This window comes from Pseudonocardia autotrophica (assembly GCF_003945385.1).
In the GTDB taxonomy this organism is placed as follows: domain Bacteria; phylum Actinomycetota; class Actinomycetes; order Mycobacteriales; family Pseudonocardiaceae; genus Pseudonocardia; species Pseudonocardia autotrophica.
The window spans coordinates 4,343,088-4,363,784 of the sequence record NZ_AP018920.1 but is presented as its reverse complement, the minus strand read 5'-3'; the positions used below and the strand labels follow the sequence as shown (position 1 = coordinate 4,363,784).

21 protein-coding genes and 1 other RNA gene are annotated in these 20,697 nt (G+C 72.5%); 14 read left to right on the top strand and 8 right to left on the bottom strand.

The genetic code is table 11. From position 1 onward, the window contains the following. Nucleotides 1-2 precede the first annotated feature (2 nt). The gene (locus tag Pdca_RS20400) at nt 3-1,175 is read left to right on the top strand and encodes a bifunctional RNase H/acid phosphatase (RefSeq protein WP_208115269.1); all 1,173 of its coding nucleotides are present in this window, start codon (nt 3-5) and stop codon (nt 1,173-1,175) included. Between the two features lie 205 nt (nt 1,176-1,380). Then, entirely contained in the window at nt 1,381-1,560 is a 180-nt protein-coding gene (locus Pdca_RS20395) for a hypothetical protein (RefSeq protein WP_125911490.1), read from the top strand. A gap of 99 nt (nt 1,561-1,659) precedes the next feature. Here Pdca_RS20395 and Pdca_RS20390 read toward each other — a convergent pair whose 3' ends face one another. Beyond that, nucleotides 1,660-2,949 carry an SLC13 family permease gene (locus Pdca_RS20390; protein WP_085913093.1) on the bottom strand — a complete coding sequence of 430 codons (1,290 nt, stop codon included), beginning with the start codon at nt 2,947-2,949 and terminating at the stop codon, nt 1,660-1,662. After that, a complete protein-coding gene (locus Pdca_RS20385) occupies nt 2,946-3,710 on the bottom strand; it encodes a sulfite exporter TauE/SafE family protein (protein ID WP_085913094.1) in 765 nt (254 codons plus the stop codon). The genes Pdca_RS20390 and Pdca_RS20385 overlap by 4 nt, the downstream gene beginning before the upstream one ends. A 115-nt stretch (nt 3,711-3,825) precedes the next feature. On the opposite strand from Pdca_RS20385, the gene Pdca_RS20380 reads away from it, so the two are divergent. Further along, nucleotides 3,826-4,773, top strand: coding sequence for a bile acid:sodium symporter family protein (locus Pdca_RS20380; RefSeq protein WP_085913095.1), 948 nt, complete (start codon nt 3,826-3,828; stop codon nt 4,771-4,773). Nucleotides 4,774-4,878: 105 nt separating this feature from the next. On the opposite strand, the gene Pdca_RS20375 is transcribed toward Pdca_RS20380, so the two are convergent. Next, nucleotides 4,879-6,057 carry an LLM class flavin-dependent oxidoreductase gene (locus Pdca_RS20375; protein ID WP_085913096.1) on the bottom strand — a complete coding sequence of 393 codons (1,179 nt, stop codon included), beginning with the start codon at nt 6,055-6,057 and terminating at the stop codon, nt 4,879-4,881. Nucleotides 6,058-6,089: 32 nt separating this feature from the next. After that, nucleotides 6,090-7,574: an aldehyde dehydrogenase gene (locus tag Pdca_RS20370; RefSeq protein ID WP_085913117.1), complete on the bottom strand. Its 1,485-nt coding sequence runs from the start codon at nt 7,572-7,574 to the stop codon at nt 6,090-6,092. Nucleotides 7,575-7,820: 246 nt separating this feature from the next. Between Pdca_RS20370 and Pdca_RS20365 the strand changes: the two genes are divergently transcribed. Next, a complete protein-coding gene (locus Pdca_RS20365; protein ID WP_085913097.1) occupies nt 7,821-8,804 on the top strand; it encodes an AraC family transcriptional regulator in 984 nt (327 codons plus the stop codon). Here the strand turns inward: Pdca_RS20365 and Pdca_RS20360 are convergent, their stop codons facing one another. From Pdca_RS20360 to Pdca_RS20350, 3 genes are read right to left on the bottom strand one after another with little or no spacing between them, the layout of a single operon-like run. Continuing rightward, nucleotides 8,805-9,290 (bottom strand): MmyB family transcriptional regulator, encoded by a 486-nt coding sequence (locus Pdca_RS20360; protein WP_232021080.1) that lies wholly within the window; start codon nt 9,288-9,290, stop codon nt 8,805-8,807. After that, on the bottom strand, nt 9,283-10,386 hold the full coding sequence (locus Pdca_RS20355; protein WP_125911472.1) for an IS630 family transposase: 1,104 nt from the start codon (nt 10,384-10,386) through the stop codon (nt 9,283-9,285). Before Pdca_RS20355 ends, Pdca_RS20360 begins: the two co-directional genes overlap by 8 nt. A 56-nt stretch (nt 10,387-10,442) precedes the next feature. Beyond that, nucleotides 10,443-10,874, bottom strand: coding sequence for a helix-turn-helix domain-containing protein (locus Pdca_RS20350; RefSeq protein WP_232021079.1), 432 nt, complete (start codon nt 10,872-10,874; stop codon nt 10,443-10,445). 203 nt (nt 10,875-11,077) lie between these two features. Here Pdca_RS20350 and Pdca_RS20345 point away from each other — a divergent pair, with 203 nt between their 5' ends. From Pdca_RS20345 to Pdca_RS20300, 10 genes are all read left to right on the top strand, one after another. Further along, nucleotides 11,078-11,779, top strand: a complete 702-nt coding sequence (locus Pdca_RS20345) for a type 1 glutamine amidotransferase domain-containing protein (RefSeq protein ID WP_085916160.1) — start codon at nt 11,078-11,080, stop codon at nt 11,777-11,779. A gap of 253 nt (nt 11,780-12,032) precedes the next feature. Continuing rightward, on the top strand, nt 12,033-13,487 hold the full coding sequence (locus Pdca_RS20340; protein WP_085916159.1) for a protein adenylyltransferase SelO: 1,455 nt from the start codon (nt 12,033-12,035) through the stop codon (nt 13,485-13,487). Nucleotides 13,488-13,581: 94 nt separating this feature from the next. Continuing rightward, complete coding sequence (locus Pdca_RS20335; RefSeq protein ID WP_085916158.1) at nt 13,582-14,253, top strand: hypothetical protein; 672 nt, start codon at nt 13,582-13,584, stop codon at nt 14,251-14,253. Between the two features lie 29 nt (nt 14,254-14,282). After that, complete coding sequence (locus Pdca_RS20330) at nt 14,283-16,253, top strand: sensor histidine kinase (protein ID WP_085916157.1); 1,971 nt, start codon at nt 14,283-14,285, stop codon at nt 16,251-16,253. Further along, nucleotides 16,250-16,951 (top strand): response regulator, encoded by a 702-nt coding sequence (locus Pdca_RS20325; RefSeq protein ID WP_269462807.1) that lies wholly within the window; start codon nt 16,250-16,252, stop codon nt 16,949-16,951. Before Pdca_RS20330 ends, Pdca_RS20325 begins: the two co-directional genes overlap by 4 nt. A gap of 15 nt (nt 16,952-16,966) precedes the next feature. Further along, nucleotides 16,967-17,375: RNase P RNA component class A (gene rnpB / locus Pdca_RS20320), an RNA gene on the top strand. 229 nt (nt 17,376-17,604) lie between these two features. Then, nucleotides 17,605-18,039: a VOC family protein gene (locus Pdca_RS20315; RefSeq protein WP_085916156.1), complete on the top strand. Its 435-nt coding sequence runs from the start codon at nt 17,605-17,607 to the stop codon at nt 18,037-18,039. Nucleotides 18,040-18,266: 227 nt separating this feature from the next. Continuing rightward, nucleotides 18,267-18,479, top strand: a complete 213-nt coding sequence (locus Pdca_RS20310) for a hypothetical protein (protein ID WP_125911489.1) — start codon at nt 18,267-18,269, stop codon at nt 18,477-18,479. A 428-nt stretch (nt 18,480-18,907) separates the two neighbouring features. Beyond that, a complete protein-coding gene (locus Pdca_RS20305) occupies nt 18,908-19,381 on the top strand; it encodes a VOC family protein (RefSeq protein ID WP_085916154.1) in 474 nt (157 codons plus the stop codon). Between the two features lie 62 nt (nt 19,382-19,443). Then, nucleotides 19,444-20,148: a hypothetical protein gene (locus Pdca_RS20300; protein WP_085916153.1), complete on the top strand. Its 705-nt coding sequence runs from the start codon at nt 19,444-19,446 to the stop codon at nt 20,146-20,148. On the opposite strand, the gene Pdca_RS20295 is transcribed toward Pdca_RS20300, so the two are convergent. Beyond that, nucleotides 20,149-20,556, bottom strand: coding sequence for a VOC family protein (locus tag Pdca_RS20295; RefSeq protein ID WP_085916152.1), 408 nt, complete (start codon nt 20,554-20,556; stop codon nt 20,149-20,151). Between the last annotated feature and the right edge of the window lie 141 nt (nt 20,557-20,697).

Below are 20,697 nucleotides of genomic sequence, written 5' to 3'. Positions count from 1 at the left end.
AGCTGGTCGTCGAGGCGGACGGTGGATCGCGCGGCAACCCCGGTCCGGCCGGATACGGCGCCGTCGTGCTCGACGCGGGCGGGCGGCAGGTGCTCGCCGAGGTCTACGACGGGCTGGGCACCGCCACGAACAACGTCGCCGAGTACCGCGGATTGATCGCCGGTCTCGCGGCGGCCCTGCAGCTCGGCGCCACCGAGGTCGAGGCCCGGCTGGACTCCAAGCTCGTCGTCGAGCAGATGAGCGGCCGCTGGAAGGTCAAGCACCCGGGGCTGCAGCTGCTCGTCGACGAGGCCCGCGATCTGGTGCGGCAGTTCGACTCCGTGACGTTCGGCTGGATCCCGCGCAAGGACAACGCGCGCGCCGACGCGCTGGCGAACCGGGCGATGGACGGCGAGTCGAACCCGACCCCGGACCCGTCGGCCGCCGCCGGGCCGGAGCCCAGGCCGGCGCCGCCGGAGAGATCAGCGAGCACCGGGGGTTCCGGGGACTCGGGGATCGCCGGGACCGACTCGTCGGCCGCGGCCGCGGCCTGGACCGGTCAGGCGGGCACCCCGGTCCGGATGATCCTGCTGCGGCACGGGCAGACCGAGCTGTCGGTCGAACGCCGCTACTCCGGGCACGGCGATCCGGAGCTGACCGACATCGGTCAGAAGCAGGCCGCCGCGGCGGCCCGCGCGCTCGCCGCCCGGCTGGCGAAGCAGGGCGTCACCCCCGCCGCGGTGCTGTCGTCGCCGCTGCGCAGGGCCCGGCAGACCGCGGCCGCGGTGGCCGAGGCGACCGGCGCGGACCTGCAGGTCCGCGACCGCTTGATCGAGACCGACTTCGGCGGCTGGGAGGGTCTCTCCTTCGCCGAGGCGCGGGAGCGGGACCCGGAGCTGCACGGCCGGTGGCTCGGATCGGCCGACGTCGAGCCACCGGGCGGGGAGAGCTTCCGTGTGGTGGGGGAGCGGGTCGATGCGGAGCGCCGCCGGATCATCGAGGACTTCCCCGGGGCCACGGTGATCGTGGTCAGCCACGTGACGCCGATCAAGATGCTGATCCGGGACGCGCTCGGCTCCGGCGACGAGGTGCTGTACCGGATGCACCTGGACCTGGCCTGCACCAGCGTGGCCGACTTCTACCCGGACGGCGGCGCCTCGGTCCGGCTGGTGAACGACACGTCCTACCTGGACTGAGCTCCGCCCGATATCGCGGATCGGCGCGCCATGCACGCAGGCGCGCCGCTGTATCGATACAACCATGGCCCGAACGGGCGGAGTCGACTCCGGAGCGTTGTCCCCCCACCACTCCCGGGCGATGATCTGCGGGCACCGTACGGGTTGGTTCTCGTACGGAGCGTGAACGCTGTCTCGGTGTCGGGGAACGGAGAGACGAATGTCGGTGCGGTCTTCTGGAGCGCTGTCCCATGAGCACGACTACGGATACGACCTGGCGCACGAGATGAGCACGATCGCCCGGCTGCCCCAGCAGCGGCGTGGCACGTCCCGTCCGGTCGGGGTGCCGGCCCGCGAGCTGGACCCGGACACCGATCTCGGGCACGACATGGCCCACGAGTTCTGAGCCACCGATCCACTGAGCCACCGATCCACTGATCCACCGACGGCCCCGCCCGGCACCTGCCGCGCGGGGCCGTCGCACGTCCCGCCCAGAGGTCTCCGCTCAGGTCAGCAGTGCGAGCGACGCCCACAGCGCGAGGGTCGACGCGAGCAGTCCCAGCGGCACGGTGACCGCACCCAGCCCGACGAACGTCCCCAGCCGGGGCGGGTCACCGGCGCCGGCCGCGATCCGGCGCCAGAGCAGCGTGGCCAGCGATCCCGCGTAGGTCAGGTTCGGGCCGATGTTCACACCGAGCAGCATCGCGAGCACCAGCCCGGTGTGCGGCGACGGACCGAGCGCCGCGAGCATGACGAGCGTCGCGGGCAGGTTGTTCACCAGGTTGGCCAGCACCGCGGCGACCACCGCGGTGAGCAGCAGGCCGGTGAGATCGGGGGTGTCGGGCAGCAGTGTCCCGAGCCACCCGGCGAGCTCCTGCCCGGCCACGGCGGCCACGACCACACCCAGTGCCAGCACGAACAGGCAGAAGCCGGGGGAGATCGCGGTGACCAGCCGCACCGGGCCCGTCTCGCGGCGCAGCAGGGCGCGGACCGCGAGCACGGCGGCCCCGGCCGCGGCGATCCAGCCCGGACCGACGCCCAGCGCCGAGGACATCCCGAACCCGGCGAGCGTCGCGGCGAGCACCGCCAGCGCGAACGCCGGCGCCCGCTGCGCTGCCGCCGAGTCGGCGGCCGGTCCGGTCACCGCGCTGCCGCGCTCCGGCGCCTCGGGCTGCTCGCCGGGCCCGCCGCGCAGGTCCCGGGCGAAGTAGCGGCGCAGCACCAGGTACTCCACGACGAGTACCGCCGCCCACGGCCCCACCATCAGCCCGGCGAACCCGAGGAAGCTCAGCCCGGTCGCCGGGAACGCCAGCAGGTTCGTCAGGTTCGACACCGGCAGCAGCCCGGAACCCGAGTTCGACAGGTGCGCGCAGGCGTAGGAGTGCGGCCGCGATGGCAGCCGCAGTCGGGCGGCGGTGGCCAGCACCACCGGCGTCAGCAGCACCACCGTCGCGTCCAGGCTCAGCACCGCGGTCGTCCCGGCGGCCGCGCCGAACACCAGTACCAGCAGCCGTCCTGGCATCCCGCCCGAGGCGCTGCCCAGACGTGCACCCAGCCAGCGGAAGACACCCTCGACGTCGGCGAGATGACCGAGCAGCAGGATCGCGGCCAGGAACCCGACCGTCGGCGCCAGCTCGGCGATCTCGTCCAGGGCGACGTCCGGGGTGACCAGCCCGGCGGCGACCGCCAGCAGCGCGGCGGGCACGGCGACCACCGCCTCGGGCAACCCGAACGGCCGCAGCGTGGCGGCGGTGAGCACCGCCGCCAGCAGCGCGACCGCGAGGAGCAGGCTCACTGCAGGAACAGCGCGACGCCGACCGCGAGCCCGAGCAGCACGACGGCCCAGCGGAGCACGTTCTCGGGCAGCCTGCGCGCGACGAGCGCCCCCAGGAAACCGCCGATCAGCGTGCTCGGGGCCAGCAGCGCCACCGCGAGCCAGTCGACCGGCGCGCCGATCGCGAACACCACGACCGTCACCGAGGCGACCACCAGCGACAACACACCCTTCAGCGCGTTCAGCCGGCGCAGCTCGTCGTGGGCGAACAGGGCCAGCGTGGAGATCAGGATGACGCCCAGCGCGCCACCGAAGTAGCCGCCGTAGATCGCGGCCAGGAACACTGCGACCAGCAGCCCGGCCCGCCGATCCCGCGCGCCGCCCGCCGGGTCGCCGATCAGCCGCTTCAATCGCGGGCCGAGTGCCATCGTCAGGCTGGCCAGGATCACCAGCACGGGCACGACGGCGTCGAACACCGTCGCGGGCAGCACCAGCAGCAGTGTGCAGCCGACCCCGGAGCCCAGCGCGGCGACCGCGGCGGTCCGGGCGATCCGCCCGCCCTGACCGACGAGCTCCCGCCGGGCGCCCGCGACCAGGCCGACGTAGCCCGGCCACTGGGCGACCGAGTTGGTGACGTTCGCGGCGAGCGGGGGGAAGCCGACCGCGAGCAGCGCCGGGAACACCAGCAGTGAACCACCGCCCGCGACGGCGTTCACCGCACCCGCGAGCAGTCCGGCGACCAACAGGAAGACCAGGGTCCACGGCTGCGCGAGGTCGATCACCCGCAGACCGTAAACCCACCGGGAGCACACACGGTCCGGGACGGCCGTCCCGCCATCCGGACGTCCGGTTTGCCCCGGAGGTGGGGTTCGGTGCAAGGGTGCGGGGGTGAGTGCGATGCAGCGCGTGCAGACGGTGGGCGACGTGGTCGGCCGATGGTTCCCGGTGATCGTCCTGGTGGCGGGAGCGGTGGCGCTGGCGGTGCCGGGTGTGTTCGACGGCTGGTCCTCGGCCGTCCCGTGGCTGCTCGCGCTGATCATGCTCGGGATGGGCATGACGCTGCGGCCGGTCGACTTCGCCTACATCGTGCGGCGGCCCGCCGCGTTCGCGATCGGCCTGGGCGCTCAGTACGTCGTGATGCCCGCGGTCGGCTGGCTGCTGACCGTGCTGGTCGACCTGCCGCCGGAGATCGCCGTCGGGGTGATCCTGGTGGCCTGTGCACCCGGCGGCACGGCGTCCAACGTGATGGTCTTCCTCGCCCGCGGGGACGTCGCGCTGTCGGTCGCGATGACCTCGGTGTCGACGCTGGTCGCACCGATCGTGACGCCCCTGCTGGTGCTGCTGCTCGCCGGGCAGTACCTGCCGGTCTCGGCGGGCAGCCTGTTCTTCTCCATCGTGCAGATCGTGCTGATCCCGGTGGTGCTGGGATTCCTGCTCCGGCGCTTCGCCGGCGGCGTCGTCGACCGGATCACACCCGCGCTGCCGCTGGCGTCGGTCATCGGGATCACGACCGTCGTGATGATCGTCGTCGCCGGGTCGGCGGACGCGCTGTTCGCCGCCGGGCTCGCCATCGTGGGGGTGGTGATCGTGCACAACCTGGCCGGGCTCGCACTCGGCTACGCGGTCGCCCGCGCGTTCGGGCTCGACGCCACGGCCCGCCGCGCGGTGTCGATCGAGGTGGGGATGCAGAACTCCGGGCTCGCCGCGACCCTCGGGACCGTACACTTCGGACCCGCGGCCGCCCTGCCCGGTGCGGTTTTCTCGGTGTGGCACAACGTGTCCGGTGCCGCACTTGCCAGCTACTGGTCGAAGCGTCCGGTGCCGGTCACCACCACGCGGGAGTGACCGGCACCGGCGCACCGGCTCGGTGCTGATTCACCGCCGCCGGCTCGGTGTCGATTCACCGCCTCCGGCTCGGTGCTGATTCGGAGCCGCCGGCTCGGTGCCGATTCAGTGCCGCAGCCCGGCCTCCTTCAGCAGCGGCATGACCCGCTCGCCGAAGTACTTGAGCTCCTCGTTGTAGTCGATCAGGCCGAAGATCATGCCTTCCATGCCGGCCTCGTTGAGCTTGCCCAGCTCCTCGGTGACCTGCTCCGGGGTACCGACGATCGGGTAACCGCCCCAGCCGGCGATGAACCGTTCCTGCATCGCCTTGACCGCGTGGTCGAACGACTTGCTCTCGCCCGATCCGGCGATCTTGATGACGTTGCCCGCGGCACCCCAGTCGCCCTCGTCCACCACCTGCTGGAAGGCCCGCTTGGCCTCCTCCTCGGTGTCCCGGCAGACGACCAGGCCGTAGGTCATCACCTGGATGTCTCGCTGGTAGTCGTCACGCGCCTTGGCCCGGACCTTGTCGGTGTAGGCGGTGATGTTCTCCAGGGTGTCCAGCGACGCGAAGTTGATGTCGACGTTGCGGGCGGAGAACTCGATCCCGGCCGGCGAGTTGCCGGCGTTGAGCAGCGCCGGCCGCGGCGCCTGGTGCGGCTTCGGGTAGGCCTCGAGCAGGTCGCCGCGGAAGAACTCCGAGTCCAGGCTGAACGATCCCTCCTCGGTCCAGAGCTTGGTGGCGAAGTCGATCCAGTCCTGGCCGAACGCGTAGCGCTGGTCGTGCTCGCGCTGCTCGGTACCGAACATCTCCATCTCCGGCGGCACCCAGCCCATCACCAGGTTGAGCGCGAACCGGCCGCCCGAGATGTGGTCGATCGTGGTGGCGGCCTTGGCCGCGACGATCGGGTGCACCGTCGGCAGGTGCGAGGTGGCGGCGATGGAGATCCGCTCGGTCGCCTCGGCGAGTCCGGCCGCCCAGGCGTAGGTCTCGAAGCAGTTGCCGTTGAAGTTGGTCGATCCGCCGAAGCCCTTCCAGCGGGCGACCGGGACGAGCACGTCGAAGCCGAGATCGTCGGCCCGGGTGGCGATCTCCCTCGTGTGCTCCCAGGTGATCTTGTAGGTGCTCGGGGCGTGGCTCATGATCAGCCCGTACGAGCAGTTGGTGCCGAACAGGCCGAGCTTCACCTTCTGGTCGCCGAACAGCGGGTTGGTCTGCGCGCGGTCGACCAACGGCCGGGTCTCCTCCGGCGGACGGGGGTCGGTCGGGTTGAGGCCGAGGCGCTCGTTCGCGGTGACGGTCACGAAAATGTCTCCTTCTGGTGATGCGGGGAGCTCTAGCCGAGCTGGAAGGGGTCGCGGGTGCCGCCGGTCAGTTCGACGAAGACGGACTTGTTCTCGGTGTACTCGTTGATCGCGTCGACACCGTTCTCCCGGCCGATGCCGCTGGCACCGAAGCCGCCGAAGGGCATGTTCGGGGCGATCACCCGGTAGGCGTTGATCCACACCGTCCCGGCGCGCAGCTTCGCGGCGACCCGGTGCGCGCGGTGCACGTCCTTGGTCCACACCGCACCGGCCAGGCCGTACGGGGTGTCGTTGGCGAGCTTGAGCGCCTCGTCCTCGTCGGTGAACCGGTACGCGGCGAGCACCGGCCCGAACACCTCCTCACGGACGATGGTGTTCTCCGGCGTCACATCGGTCACGACGGTCGGGCGGACGAACAGCCCGCCCCGCTCGGCGTCCGGCTCGCCACCGCAGGCGAAGGTCGCGCCCTCGGCGGCGGCACCGCGCAGGTAGCCGAGCACCTTCTCGTACTGCGGCCGGTTCGCGACCGGACCCATCTCGGTGGCCTGCTCGGTCGGGTCGCCGAGGACGATCGCGTTCGCCCGTGCGGCGACCTTCTCCACCAGCGCGTCGTGCACATCGGCATGCACGATCAGCCGGGACCCGGCCATGCAGGTCTGTCCGGTCGCGGCGAACACCCCGGCGACCAGGCCGTTCGCGGCGGCGTCCAGGTCGGCGTCGGCGAACACGATCTGCGGGGACTTCCCGCCCAGCTCCAGGGTGACCCGGTTGATGTTCGCCCCGGCGGCCTGCGCGACGGCCGCACCGGTCGCCGTCGAGCCGGTGAAGGCGACCTTGTCCACCCCGGTGTGCCCGGCGAGCGACTGCCCGGTCGCCCGGTCCCAGCCGGTGACGACGTTCAGCACGCCGTCCGGGAGACCGGCCTCGTGCAGCACCTGGGCGAACGCCACCGTCGATGCGGGGGAGTGCTCGGAGGGCTTGACGACCATCGTGCAGCCCGCGGCCAGCGCGGGTGCCAGCTTGAAGGTCAGCAGTAGCAGCGGCGAGTTCCACGGGGTGATCGCGCCGACCACGCCGACCGGCTCGCGGGTGGTGTAGCCGAAGTAGTTCGGGTTCACCGGCGGGATCGTGCGGCCCTCGATCTTGTCGGCCAGCCCGGAGAAGTAGTAGTACCACTGCGGCAGCGCGGTGAGCTGCCCGCGCATCTCGCGCAGCAGCTTTCCGGAGTCGTTGACCTCCAGCCGGGCCAGCCGCTCGGCGTTGGCGGCGATCGCGTCGCCGCAGCGGCGCAGGATCGCCGCCCGTTCGAACCCGGTCTTCGCGCCCCACTCGCCGTCGAACGCGTTGCGGGCCGCGGCGACGGCCTCGTCGACGTCCTCGGGTGAGCCGTCGGCCAGCCGGGCCCACGGTGCGCCGGTGTAGGGGTTCTGCGACTCGAACGTGGCGCCCGACCTGGCGGGCACGGTCCGGCCGTTGATGAAGAGCCCGAACTCTTCCAGTGCTGGTGTCTCCGCCATCTGCTGTGACATCTCCTCGGACATCTCCTCTGGTGGCTCCGTCGCCTGCCTGCGGTGGATCCGGAGGCTATGGCGGTCCGTGTGTCGGTCGATATCCGCGCGCCGCACCGGTGGAGCCGTTCCGCGCAGCACCCGGGATCCGCACTGAGCGGCTGGCCGGACGCACTCAGCGGCTGGTAGCAGCGCCGCAGACGGGCTTAGGCTGGCCTGCACGAGGTATCCGCGGCACGAGGAGGTGTCGAGTTGATGCAGATGCAGCCCGGCGGCACGCTCGAGCGCTATCCGGTCCTGGCGACGTGCAGCCTCGAGCACGCGCGCGAGGCGGTCACCCAGACCTACCTGCGGCACGACATCACCGCACCCGACGACCGGGTCGCGATGACGCTGAACGCCACCACCGACCGGGTGTTCACCGTCGGCTACCTGACCTACCAGTCGCCGGCGACGCTGGTCATGCCGCCGACCGAGGACAACTACCACGTGAACCTCACGGTCGCGGGCGGCACCAGGGCCGAACGCAGCGACGGGTGCCGGGCGCGAACCGAGGCCGGCTCCTCGGGCGTCGTCCTGCTGCCGGACCGGACGAACACCGTGCGATGGTCCTCGGACGCCGAACAGCTGATCCTCAAGATCCCGCGCACCAGCCTGGAGACCCACCTGAGCGAGCAGCTCAACCGCCCCGTGCACGACGTCGTCGACTTCGGGTTCGGCCTCGACCTCACCACCCCGGCCGGACGGACACTGCTGGCGTCGGTGGAGTTCCTCGCCCGCGAGCTGGACCGCCCCGGCGGGCTGGCGGACATGCCGATCGCCCGGGAGCAGCTCGAGGCGTTCGTGATGACGCAGCTGCTGCACGCCGGCCGGCACCGCTACAGCGACGCGCTGGCCGAGCCCGCCGATCCGGTGCGCTCGGGCCGGCTCGGCCCGGTCCTGGACCACATGGAGCAGCACGCCGACTCCCCGCTCACGCCGCAGGAGCTGGCCCGGGTGGGGTGTATGAGCGTCCGGACCCTGCATGCGGCGTTCCAGCAGGAGCTGGGGGAGTCCCCGATGAGCCACCTGCGCCGGATCCGGCTCGACCGGGTCCGCGCCGAGCTGCAGCGCTGCGACCCGGCGACGGTACGGGGCACCGAGGTCGCGCTGCGCTGGGGGTTCCTGCACCAGAGCCGGTTCGCCCAGCAGTACCGGCAGCGGTTCGGGGAGCTGCCCCGGGAGACGTTGCGGGGCTGATCAGCGGCGGGGCCGTCCGGCTCTCCGCTCGGACGCCGTCCAGCTCGCCAGGAGGTCCATCGCCTCCCGGGACGGCGACCCGGCCGCGGTCGTGTAGAGGAACAACACGGTGTCCGGATCACCGGGGGGTACGAGTGTCTCGTACTCCACGGTGAGCTCCCCGACGACGGGATGGCGCAGCCGCTTCGACCCGTGGGTCCGCTGGTAGACCCGGTGTTCGGACCACCACCGGCCGAACTCGGGGCTCTCCTCGCGCAGGTGTGCGACCAGCGCGACGGTCGCCCGGTCGCCCGGATCACGGCCCGATTCCAGCCGCAGGGTCTCCACCGCCGCCCGCGCCTGGATCTCCCAATCGACGAACAGCGCCCGGGCGTCGGCGTCGAGCAGGATCCACCGGGCGTAGTTGCGCTCGGGGCCGGGGAACCGCTCGAAGTCGGTGAACAGCGCCGTCGCAATCGGGTTCGCGGCTAGTGCCTCGTCAGGCAACGTTCGGTAGGTAATCCGGTCTGCGGATCTTGGACTCGGGGGCGAAGTGCCGTTTCGGGGTCGCGTGTCTGTTGGCCCACCGGATGTAGCCGGCGATCGAGGCTTCTTGGGCGGTGTGGGAGGGGTAGTCGCTGCCGTCGAGGGTGAAGTAGCGCAGCGCCGTGAACTCGCACTCGATCCAGTTCAACCACGAGGCGTTGGTCGGGGTGAACACCAACTCGACGTCGTGGCCGGCGCACCAGTCGGCGACCTGAGCCTTGCGGTGCGGGGAGAAGTTGTCGCACACGACATGCAGCCGTCCGGTCGGGAACCGGGCACGCAGCTGCTTGAGGAAGGCGAGGAACTCCTGCCAGCGCTTCGGGTCCCGGAACCGGTAGAACATCTGGCCCGAGGCCAGATCCAGTGCCCCGAACACGTGCCGCACCCCGCCGACGCGGTTGTAGGTCGCGCGCAGCCGCGCTGGTCGCCCGCTGGGGAACCATCCCCGCCCTGGTCGGGGCTGCAGGTTCAGCGGCCCGAACTCATCGACGCAGATAACGCGCCCACCGTCGGGGATCTGCCCGGCTGCGGCCTGGTCATAGAGCTCCAGGATCCGGTTCATCTTCACGGTGAACTCCGGGTCCCGACTGGTCTTCCAGGTCTTGGTGGCCTGCCAGCGCACACCGGCATCGCGCAGGACCTGACGCACGGTCTCGGTGCTCCCCACGATCCGATGCCGCTCGCGCAGGTGGGCGACCAGCTTGGTCAGGCTCCACGTGGTGAACGGCAACTTGAGGTCCTGCGGCGGGGTGCGGGCGACCCGGCAGATCAGCTCGCGGGCATCGGGGCCGAACCTACGGGGTCGGCCCCCGCTCCATTTTGGGTCCAGCCCGGCGAACCCCTTCTCGTTGAACGCGTGGATCACCTCCCGCGCGTACTGGGCCGTGGCGGCGAACATCGCCGCCGCCTCGGTGGCGCTGCGGCCCTGCACCGAGGCCAGCACGATCCCCGCCCGGCGCAGTCGGACCCGGTCCCGCGCAGTCCTGGTGATCTTCACCAGACGCTCCGCGTCGGCCGGGTCCAACTCCCGGACGAACACCTCAGGCTGTCGAGCCATCGCCCACCTCCAGCGACAGCCTCGCGCTCGCCGGCCCAGTCGATCAAGCTGGCCGGTTACGCCCCCAACGTTTCCTGACGAGGCACTAGTACGTCCATCCGTCGCCCCAGTAGCAGGGCGGGTTCACCGTCGAGCGCGTCCAGCAGCTGGTGCAGGCCGGGGCGCACCCGTTGCACCTCCCGGGTACGGGGCCGCGGTGACGCGGAGCCCAGGCCGATCAGGTCGGCCAGGTGCGCCCGGCCTGCGGCGTCCAGCTCCAGGGCACGGCCGAGGGCGTCGACGACCGCGGGCGACGGCACGATGCGGCGGCCCTGTTCCAGTCGGGCGTAGTAGTCGGTGGAGACGCCGGCGAGCAGTGCCACCTCCTCGCGGCGCAGCCCCGGCACCCGGCGGACCCGGCCGTCGGCGGGCAGACCGGCGTGGGCCGGATCGCACTGGCTGCGCGCGCGTCGCAGGAAGTCGGCGAGCTCGCGGTTGTTCCCGGCCATGCCGATCAGTGTCGCGCACAACGGTGCGACGGGACCTGGTCCTCCGAGTCCTGGGTAGCCGGGTCCGCGGTCGCGGAGGGCCCGCGCCGGGCCTCCGGAGCGGCTTCCCGGACGCCAGGCTGGGAGCACGTCATCACCGGCGGCGGGTCGCCACCGAACATGCGACCGCCGCCGGAAACCCGATCCATCCGAGGGAGCACCACATGAGCCGGATCCTGGTCGTCATGTCCGCGGCCGACACCTGGGAGCGCACCGACGGCACGTCCTACCCGACCGGCTACTGGGCCGAGGAGTTGGCCGCGCCGTACGAGACGTTCACCGCCGCCGGGCACACCGTCGAGTTCGCCTCGCCGGGTGGGGTGCTCCAGTCCCTGGACCGGCACAGCGCCGACCCCGGGGTCGCCGGGCCCGACTGCGAGCGGTGGGTCCGGATCGCCGAGGTCGCGCTGCGGGAGTCCGGACCGCCGCTGCGCCTGTCCGACGTCGATCCGGACCGTTATGCGGCGATCGTGCTGCCCGGCGGTCACGGGCCGGTCGTCGACCTGTTCTCCGACGCGGATCTCGGTGCCCTGCTGGCTCGGGCCGACGCTGCCGGCACGATCGTCGGCGCGGTGTGTCACGGGCCCGCAGGCCTGCTCAGCGCCACCGGGCCGGACGGCGGATGGCTGTTCGCCGGGCGTCGGATGGCGGCGTTCACCGACGAGGAGGAGTCGCTCTTCGGCACGGCCGACGGGGCTCCGTGGCTGTTGGCGAGCCGGTTGCGCGAGCGTGGCGCGCGGCACGAGAGCGGTCCGGCCTATCAGGCCTTCACGGTGGCCGACGGCAATCTGATCACCGGGCAGAATCCGGCGTCGAGCGCCCCGATGGCCGACTTGATCGTCGCGGAGCTGGCGACGCGTGCGTAGCCGGGGGGTCCCCGGGAACGGGGCGACCTCCCGGCCGCGGAGATCGACCGGCTGCTCGATGTGGTCGAACAGCAGCGACGTCCGGGCGGGACCCGCGCCGAGGGCGTGCACCCGGCCCACGGCGATCGTGTTCCCCGCCCGGGAACTCGTCGGCGAGTGTGCAGTCGACCCGGGCGGCGACGCCGTCGAGCGCCGGGGAACCGGATGGGGCCGATGTCGAGCCGATGCCGGACGCGGCTCGTAGCCTGGGGCCATGACCACAGCCACCGAGATCGCGTTCGAGAACACCTTCGTCCGCGACCTGGAAGGCCTGTACCTGCCGTGGGAAGCGGCGCCGGCCCCGGAACCGCGGCTGGTGCTGTTCAACGAGGCGCTGGCGGCAGAGCTCGGCCTGGACCCGGCGGCGCTGCGCACGCCCGAGGGTCTCGGCCTGCTCACCGGCACGGTCGTGCCGGAGTCGGCGACGACGGTCGCGCAGGCCTACGCCGGGCACCAGTTCGGCAACTACTCGCCGCGCCTCGGCGACGGCCGCGCGCTGCTCGTCGGGGAGCTCGTCACACCGTCCGGGGAGCGCCGCGACCTGCACCTCAAGGGTTCCGGCCGGACCCCGTTCGCCCGCGGCGGTGACGGGAAGGCGCCGCTGGGCCCGATGCTGCGCGAGTACCTGGTGTCCGAGGCGATGCACGCACTCGGCGTCCCGAGCACCCGGTCGCTGGCGGTCGTCGCGACCGGTGAGCACGTGATGCGCGACCGCGGCCCGGAGCCGGGCGCGGTGCTGGCCCGGACGGCGTCGAGCCATCTGCGGGTGGGGACCTTCCAGTTCGCCGCCGCCACCGGCGAGATCGACGTGCTGCGCAGGCTCGCCGAGCACGCGATCGCCCGCCACCATCCCGGCGCCGCCGATGCCGAGCGGCCCTACCTGGAGCTGTTCCGCCGGGTGCTCGGCGTGCAGGCGGAGCTCGTCGCGCGCTGGATGCAGCTGGGCTTCGTGCACGGCGTCATGAACACCGACAACATGACGATCTCGGGCGAGACGATCGACTACGGCCCCTGTGCGTTCCTCGACGCGCACGATCCGGCGACCGTCTTCAGCTCGATCGACCACGGCGGTCGCTACGCCTACGGTAACCAGCCCGGGATCGCCCAGTGGAACCTGGCCCGCTTCGGGGAGGCGCTGATCCCGCTGATCGACGACGACTCCGACGAGGCGATCCGGCTGGCGACCGAGGTGCTCGGGGAGTTCGCGGACTGCTACCTCGCCGCCCGCGACGAGGGCTACCGGGCGAAGCTCGGCCTCCCCGCGGGTCTTGCGGCGGGTCCGCTGCTGGAGGATCTCGCGACCCTGCTCGCCGACGGCAGGCCCGACCACACGCTGTTCTTCCGGCGGCTCGCCGACGCCGCCCGTGGCGATGCCGGCCCGGTCCGCGAGCTGTTCGACGACCCGTCCGCCGTGGACGGGTGGCTGGCGTCGTGGCGGGCGGTCGAGCCGGACGCCGCCGCGATGGACCGGATCAACCCGGTCTACGTCCCGCGCAACCACCTGGTCGAGGAAGCGCTCGGCGCGGCCGTCGTCGACGACGACCTGGAGCCGGTCCAGTGGATGCTGCAGGTGCTGAGCCACCCCTACGACGAGCGCGAGGGCTACGAGCGCTACGCCCGGCCGCCGGGAGACGACGCGCCGCCTTTCGTGACGTTCTGCGGGACCTGAGGCCTGGGCCGGGACACGGTGTCCCTGGAACCCGGGACGCCGGGACGGACACGGTCGTGATCCGACCACCGTCCCAGCCGGCCCAGGAGCACCGATGTCCGGAACACTCCCGCACGACACGCCCGTATCCCTCGACGTCCCGGCCGCCCGGCGCGGTGGCCGTTTCCTGCTCGGTTCGTTCCTCGTGTTCGCCGCGATGATCGTCGTCGATCTGGTCCGTAGCACGCTCGACGGTTCGCTCGCCGCCGAGCGGACGGCCGCCGACCAGCTCGGCGTCGATCCCAACGAGCTCCCCCCGGAGGTCGTGGCCCGGATCCACGGGGAGCCGAGCCTGCTGGACCCGATGCCGTACGTGCTGATCGCCGGGGCCACCGCGTTCGCGGTCGGGGTGACCGTCGTGGCGCGTGCCTCGGGTCCCACCCGCCGACGTCCCGGCGCCGTGGCGGCGACCGCGGCTGTCGTGTGTGCTGTGGCGTGGGGTGCTGCCCAGGTGGTCGCGCTCCTGGTGAGGAGTGCCGGGATGGCCGTCGGCAACGTGCTGCCGGTACTGGTGACGGTGACGTGCGCAGCCGGTGGGGTGGCGCTCGTCGCGCTCGTCGTGGCACTGCGACCGAGTGGCGTTGCCCGCCGGACCGGCACCGTGGTGGCCGGGCTGGGGGTCGTGACGGTCGCGGCGTGCTTCACGCTCCCGCCGCTGGTGCCGTTCGCGCTGGGGGCGGTGCTCGGTGTCCCCTTGGCGGCGACCCGCCGGTCCCGCACACTCTGACCTCCGAGACGAGCCCATGGGAGAGCGGGATGGCCGGCGGAACACCGCGGCTGCCGGCGACCGCCGCCGCGACGATCGCGGTACTCGGCTGGGCGGCGTGGCGGACTCCCGCGTTCGTCGACGCGGTCGCACAGCCGTGCCCGGACGGGATCTGCCGGAGGTTCGAACGCCCGTCCCCGCAGGCGGTCGACCTCCTGGCCGCGGCCGGGGTTGCGCCCGCCGGTTACGCGGTGACGGTCGCCGTCGTCGCGTGGGCGGAGCTGCTCGTCTTCCTGACGGTCGCGGTGGCGCTGGTTCGGAGGGTCCCGCTCCGTCGGCTCGTCGTGGTCACGACCGTGCTGTTGCCACTGACCGCGCTCGCGCCGTTCACCACGGCCGCCGCCGGATCCTCGCCGACGTGGTGGGTGGACCTGGTCCGTGCCGCGGTGGTCGCCGTCCTCGTCCCGGTGTTCGCCGGGCTGTTCCCGGACGACCGCTGGCACCCCCGCTGGTTCCGATGGATCTGGCCGCTGCCCGCGCTGGTGCTCGTCACCGGGACGTCGGTGCTCACGGACGTCCCACCCGGGCACGAGTACGCCGAGCTGCTCGCCTGGCTGCTGCTGGCCGGGATCCAGGTACACCGCTACCGGACCGTGTCGGACACCTCGGCCCGGCAGCAGGCGAAGGTGCTGCTGCTCGTGGCGGTGCTGCTGGTGATCAACTCGGCACTCGTCACCGTCGCTGGAGTGAGCGGGGTGCTTCCCGTCGTACAGCCGTTCGCGGTGCTGCTCGACTACCTGGCGTTCGCCGCGCTGGGTGCCGGGCTGGGGTGGGCGCTGCTGCGTCACCGGCTCTACGACGTCGATCCGGTGCTGCGGAGGACCGCACTCTACGGCGGCGCCCTGGTGGGGCTCGCGATTATCTACGTCGGACTGGTCGCCGTCGCCGGATCGGCGCTCAGCGGCCGGGCCGCGCCCGCCCTGGCCGGTACCGCCGTCGGGGTGCTGGCGTTCACCGCGGGGCTCGCCGGATACGCCATGCGGGGGCGCCTTCGCCGCCAGATCCTCGGCGGCCACGGACTGGTCCGATCGCTCGCCGCCCTCGCCCGGGAGCCGCAGGCGGGGGCCGGCCGGGATCTCGCCTCGACGCTCGCGGCCGGGCTGCAGCTGCGCTACGTGCAGGTGCTCGACACCGCCGGGGTCCCGCTCTGGAGCCACGGCGAGCCGGTCGCGGCTGCACACCGCGAGTCGGTCGTGGACGCCGCAGGGCGGGACCGCGGTGCGTTGCTGCTCGCCCCGGCCCACGGCGACCGGCTGGACCGGCATCACCGGCGGGTACTCGTCGAGATCCTGCCCTTCGTCGCGCTGGTGCTGTACCTGCGCGAGGAGACGGTGTTGCTCCGGCGGGCCCGCGCGGCCGCCGCTGAGGTGCGCGAGACCGAGCGTCGTCGGCTGCGCCGTGACCTGCACGACGGTGTCGGACCACTGCTGGCCTCCCAACTGCTGACCCTCGACACGGTGCGGGTGGTGGGGGAGCGACCGGAGCTGCTGGCCCAGCTGGAGGCCCAGGTCCGATCCGCCATCGGCGAGGTGCGCCGAGTCGCCCACGATCTCCGCCCACCGGTGCTCGATCACGCGGGTCTGCCGGGGGCGCTGCGCGCCGAGGTCGACCGACTGTCCACGGCCGGGCTGACCGTCGAGTTGCGAACCGGCCCCGGAACGGCGGCGCTGGGTCCCGCGATGGAGGTCGCCCTGCTGAGGATCGCCCAGGAGGCGCTGGCCAACGTCGTCCGCCACTCCGGTGCCGACACCGCACGGGTCGATCTCGCGGTGGAGAAGACGGTCGCGGTACTCGTCGCCGCCGACGACGGCCGCGGGCCGGCGGCCCACCCGGATCCGGCCGGTGGCGGGATCGGCGGGTCGTCGATGCGCGAACGGGCCGCAGAGCTCGGCGGCACCGTCACGGTGGGCCCCGGACCGGGCGGCGCCGGTACCCGCGTCGAAGCGAGGATCCCGCTGTGAGCGGGGGAGCCCCGGCCTCGATCGACGTGCTCGTCGTCGACGACCATCCGATGTTCCGGCTCGGGGTGCGGACCCGATTGTCGGCCGAGCCGGACATCGTCGTCGTCGGCGAGGCGGAGACCGGCGCCAGGGCGCTGGAGCTCGTGGAACGGACGGCACCGGACGTCGTCCTCGTCGATCTGAACCTGCCCGACACCGATGGCGTCGAGCTGATCCGGGCACTCGGCGTGGTCGCACCACGCGCGGCGCCACTGGTGCTGACGATGCTCTCCGCCGATGCGGTGACCGCAGCGGTCCGGGCGGGGGCACGCGGCTACCTGCTCAAGGATGCCGAGCCCGGCCGGATCGTCGCCGCGGTCCGCGCCGTCGCGGCGGGTGACTCGGTGTTCGGCCCGCAGACAGCCGCCCGGTTGCTCGGGAGCCTGGACCGGACGGGGCCCGACCGGACAGCGTTCCCGGGCCTGACCGAACGGGAGCTCGAGATCCTCGGCCTGCTCGCCGAGGGGTTGGACAACTCCACGATCGGTCGTCGCATGGGGCTGCGACCGAAGACGGTACGGAACTACGTGTCGAACGTGATCGGCAAGCTACAGGCCGCGGACCGGGCCGAAGCGGTGCTGCGGGCCCGCCGGGCCGGTCTCGGCGACACCGGGTCCGATCTTCGGCCCACCAGGAGCCCGATCGAGCCGGGTCGCTAGACTCGACGACGCGGACGAGTCGGTCGGGCGACCGCGTCGGGATCTCCGGATCCCGTCGAGGAAAGTCCGGACTCCACAGGGCAGGGTGGTTGTCAACGGCAACCCGGGGCGACCCGCGGGACAGTGCCACAGAGAACAGACCGCCTCCGGGTCCGCCCGGAGGTAAGGGTGAAACGGTGGTGTAAGAGACCACCAGCACCCCGGGTGACCGGGGTGGCTCGGTAAACCCCACCCGGAGCAAGGTCGAGAGACCGCACCGCCACCCGTGGCGGAACGGTTGCGCAGGCGTTCGAGGGCTGCCCGCCCGAGCCTGCGGGTGGACCGCTGGAGCCTGCCGGCGACGGCAGGCCGAGATGGATGGTCGCCGAACGGAGCACCGTGAGGTGCCCGGGAACAGGATCCGGCTTACAGACCGACTCGTCCGCCCCGCACTCCGGCACCAGGCTCGGGGAGCGGTCGTGACCAGGCGCGATGCTCGCGTGAGCTCTCGACGGTTCGCATCCCTCCCGAACGCCCCACGGCCCGGACACGGCCCAGGGGACAAGGACTGGATGCTGGAAGCAACAGCCGATCGCCGAAGCCGTCGTGGCGGACCTGCACGGTCTCCCGGCCCGTACCCGGTGTGCGATCGACGTCGTGCTCGGGGAGCACGAATGAACGAGCTTCAGGTTGTCCTCACCGGTACGGTGCTGCCCGTGGAGGAAAGACCGATTCCTGTCGTGGACCACGTGACGATCGTGGTGTCCGACCTCGCTGTCAGCGACCGCTTCTACACGGCCGCTTTGGCGCCTCTGGGAATCGAGCGCCTCCGCAGTGGGGACGTGGATGGCGGGGTGGCGTTCGGGCGACCGCACGCCGATGACTTCGGGATCATGCCGGCAGGTGAGGTCGCGGCGACGACGACGGCGCATATCGCTTTCGGATCTCCGAGCCGGGCGGCCGTCGATGACTTCTACCGCGCCGCACTGGCCACTGGTGGAGAGAGCCGGCGGCCTCCAGGTGTGCAGACCGAGTACTCGGAGGGCTACTACGCCGCGTTCGTCAGCGACCCTGACGGGAACAACATCGAGGCGGTCCACCACGGTTGATCGCGGTCGCGGTAGAGGTGCGGCACGGCCCGGAGACGGCCGGATGCCCGAATCGGGCCGCTGACCTTCGACGCCGGCTGCATCCGGTCTACAGACCGACTCGTCCGTGCCTCCACGGCCACCGGCTCGTAGGTCCTGCTCGCTGGAGACGCTGCAGGGGCTGGTTCCGCCAGGCCGCCTGGAGTCGGTCCGCTCGAGCCTGGGCCCCCGGCTGTGAGGTGATGTTCGTGGACGACTCGCACCGCCCGGGGGAGGAGATGATCGAGGGTCCGTCGTCGCCGGTCGTTCGCAGGGAGCTGTTCGACGGCACCGGCTTCGAGATCATCAAGGTGCCGTACGCGCCGGAGAAGCTCGTGCGCCTGGGCTGGACGTTCCGGGTCGAACCGACCGCGGGCCAGTTCCACTGGGGTGCGGGTTCGCCGGCCGACGGGCCCGGCTGACCCCACTCGCCCGGCCCCCGCAACAGGCAACCGCCCCGCTCCGCCCCTCCCCGCCCCTCCCCGCCCCGGCCTGCTCCCGCCCCCTGCTCCCGCCCCCGGCCTCCCGCCCCCGCCCCGGCCCGGTGAGAGTCACACCAGTGCTGTGCAGAGATCGACATCTCGCTCTCGTGTACCCCTCGGCGAGTCGAGGGCGTGGGGCGCTGCTGCCGGACCCATCGCTACGTCACCCGCTGAGGGCGCCGCAGCTCGTCGGCGACACAGGCCCAGCCGTCCGCCACGCCCCACCCAACCGGTCCCGGCCCGCCGAGAGTCACACCAGCGCTGTGCAGAGATCGACATCTCGCCCTCCTGTACCTCTCGACGGGCGGCGGCGAGCGGCGGCGGCGGCGGGCTGGGCGCGCGTCGGGTCCGATGCCAGGATCGGCGGGATGGGTGACTTCTACCATCTCTGTTTCGCCGTACGGAGCATCGAGGTCGCGACGGGTGAGCTCACCGCCGCGCTGGGCGTGCGGTGGAACCCGGTCCGGGACGGCAGCCTGGGCGACTGGGCCTACCGGATCGTGTTCTCGACCGCCGGGCCGCCGTTCTTCGAGGTCATCGAAGGGCCCCCGGGGAGCCCGTGGGACATCACGCAGACCGGCCCCCGGTTCGATCACATCGGTTACTGGTCCGCCGACGTTGCGCGTGACCGGGATCGGCTGAGCGACCGGGGCGCGCCGGTCGACTTCGACTCCTGCCCGTACGGGCGGTCCTTCACCTACCACCGTCTGGCCGGCATCGGGGCCCGGGTGGAGCTGGTCGATCTCGGCGCCCAGCAGGGATTCCTCGAGACGTGGGCGCCCGGCGCGCTGCCGATGCCGCCGATCGATCTCGGCCCACCCGGCGCCGCCGGCGAGCGGTGAACCACCGGTAACCCCTCGTCGGCCCGCTCGTTGGGCAGGACACGGCGAGTCGAGGGGGACGCATGCGTCGAGGACCACGCAACGCGCTGGCGGGGGCGGCGACGGCGCTCGCCGCCCTGGTCGCGGTGGGCGCGGTGCAGCCCGCGCTGGCGTTCGACCCGTTCGGCCCGTCCGGCACGGTGGTCGTCACCCCGACGTCGTCGAACCAGTTCGCCGGCACCTACGACCGCGGAGCGGGCAGCCGCGAGTTCAGCACCCGTCTCGGCGCGCCCCCGGGTGGCGGTGCGGGTGCGCTGGAGCTGCGCACCCCCGGCGACGACGACCGGATCCAGTTCGGCACCGACGAGATCGCCGGCCCGCTCAGCCGCTTCCGGTCCAGCAGCTACTGGGCCGTCCGGGATCCGGAGTCGACGTCCGGCGCGATGCCGTCGTTCCAGATCGCGGTCGACATCGACGGCGGCGACCTGGCGCCCCGGGACCTGCACATCCTGAGTTACGTTCCCGATCCGGCGCCGGCCGGGACGTGGACCCGCTACGACGTCGGCTCCGGCACCTTCTGCCTCGCCCGGCAGATCGGCGCGGCCGACGCCTACCGCGACTGCGTCGCCGGCGGCGAGCGCCGGACGCTGGATCAGATCATCGAGGCGTATCCGCAGGCCACCGGCTACGCGGCCGGGGTCAACCAGGGCGGCGGCACCGCCGGTCTGGTGTCGGCGGTCGACCTCGTCCAGGTCGGGAACCGGACCTACGACCTGGACCCCGGCTGATCAGGACACGCAGAACTCGTTGCCCTCGGGATCGCGCAGCGTCGTGGTGACCGGCCCGCGGTCCGACGTCGTCCACAGCACCTCGGCGCCGAGCGCGACCAGCCGCGCCACCTCGCCGGCCGCGGCGTCCGGGCCGACCTGCAGGTCCAGGTGCATCCGGTTCTTGGCGGACTTCGGCTCCGGGACCCGGGCGATGAAGATCCTCGGGCCGGGCCCGTGGCAGGTGGCGACATCCCGGAACGCCCGCCGGTCGCCGTCGGCGACGGTCTCCTCCTCGGTGATCCGGCCGGCCGCGAGCAGGCCGTCGACGACCACGGTGTGGTCCTCGACCTCGTAATCCAGTGCGGCCGCCCAGAACCGGGCGAGTGCGTGCGGGTCGGCGGCGTCGAAGGCGATCTGCAGCTTCACGACGCCGATCGTGCCGCGGAACCCGGTCAGCCGCTGTCCTGCACAGCCGAACTGCCGGGCGACGGCGATGGCGCGATGGCATCGAGGGATGCGGTCACCGGCGGTGCCGGTGCCGTGCGGGGCCCAGGCGGGTATCGGCGT

Excerpts from the sequence above, each read along its gene's own strand:
- Pdca_RS20365 (WP_085913097.1), top strand. The coding sequence starts at position 7,821 with ATGCAGATGCAGCCCGGCGGCACGCTCGAGCGCTATCCGGTCCTGGCG.
- Pdca_RS20345 (WP_085916160.1), top strand. The coding sequence starts at position 11,078 with ATGAGCCGGATCCTGGTCGTCATGTCCGCGGCCGACACCTGGGAGCGC.
- Pdca_RS20300 (WP_085916153.1), top strand. The coding sequence starts at position 19,444 with ATGCGTCGAGGACCACGCAACGCGCTGGCGGGGGCGGCGACGGCGCTC.
- Pdca_RS20350 (WP_232021079.1), bottom strand. The coding sequence starts at position 10,874 with ATGGCCGGGAACAACCGCGAGCTCGCCGACTTCCTGCGACGCGCGCGC.
- Pdca_RS20335 (WP_085916158.1), top strand. The coding sequence starts at position 13,582 with ATGTCCGGAACACTCCCGCACGACACGCCCGTATCCCTCGACGTCCCG.
- Pdca_RS20330 (WP_085916157.1), top strand. The coding sequence starts at position 14,283 with ATGGCCGGCGGAACACCGCGGCTGCCGGCGACCGCCGCCGCGACGATC.
- Pdca_RS20315 (WP_085916156.1), top strand. The coding sequence starts at position 17,605 with ATGAACGAGCTTCAGGTTGTCCTCACCGGTACGGTGCTGCCCGTGGAG.
- Pdca_RS20380 (WP_085913095.1), top strand. The coding sequence starts at position 3,826 with ATGCAGCGCGTGCAGACGGTGGGCGACGTGGTCGGCCGATGGTTCCCG.
- Pdca_RS20370 (WP_085913117.1), bottom strand. The coding sequence starts at position 7,574 with ATGGCGGAGACACCAGCACTGGAAGAGTTCGGGCTCTTCATCAACGGC.
- Pdca_RS20340 (WP_085916159.1), top strand. The coding sequence starts at position 12,033 with ATGACCACAGCCACCGAGATCGCGTTCGAGAACACCTTCGTCCGCGAC.
- Pdca_RS20305 (WP_085916154.1), top strand. The coding sequence starts at position 18,908 with ATGGGTGACTTCTACCATCTCTGTTTCGCCGTACGGAGCATCGAGGTC.
- Pdca_RS20355 (WP_125911472.1), bottom strand. The coding sequence starts at position 10,386 with ATGGCTCGACAGCCTGAGGTGTTCGTCCGGGAGTTGGACCCGGCCGAC.